1 protein-coding gene is annotated in these 492 nt (G+C 44.7%); it reads left to right on the top strand.

Annotated elements, in window-relative coordinates; translation table 11 throughout:
- The coding region (locus KP705_RS17115) for a hypothetical protein (RefSeq protein ID WP_215765136.1) at positions 1-256 on the top strand (256 nt) is incomplete at its 5' end.
- Between the last annotated feature and the right edge of the window lie 236 nt (positions 257-492).

Raw genomic sequence — 492 nt, 5'->3', positions numbered from 1 at the left:
GTGGGAGCTTGGCAACAGGGATATCAATGCGGTGGATGATTCCGCAAAAGCATATATGCTTGACACTTACACGATATCTCACATGGGTAGAGGTGGGGGTAGCGTCTTAGAAGATGGGATGCTGTCAAAGGTTCTCGACATAGAGCGTCTACAAGACCCCGTAGAGCTTGATGAGCCTCCTATTGAGGTTCCGGATTCCGAATACTTCGAAGCTAATCAGGACGCCTTTCAGGAGCTTGCAGACTGGTATCTTTGAAGCTCCGCAGGACCGACGACAATGTAATTGTCATAGTCGGACACTATGACAAGTCAAATATTGATTTCTATCTGCTACAATAAGTTTCCAGTACCCCACAAACTGAGGGTCGGAGATTGTTATGGATATGGTAAAGAAGGAAAAATATAGAGAAATAGAGAGAGAAGTACAGAGGCTTGAAAATCTGTTCAATATAAAGGCTGTGCGATTGAAGGCACGTTATGAGACCAAGGCTA

This window comes from Gluconobacter sp. P1D12_c (assembly GCF_018812105.1).
GTDB classification, from domain to species: domain Bacteria; phylum Pseudomonadota; class Alphaproteobacteria; order Acetobacterales; family Acetobacteraceae; genus Gluconobacter; species Gluconobacter oxydans_A.
The sequence above is the reverse complement of the archived record's forward strand: the minus strand, read 5'-3'. Positions and strand labels throughout refer to the sequence as shown.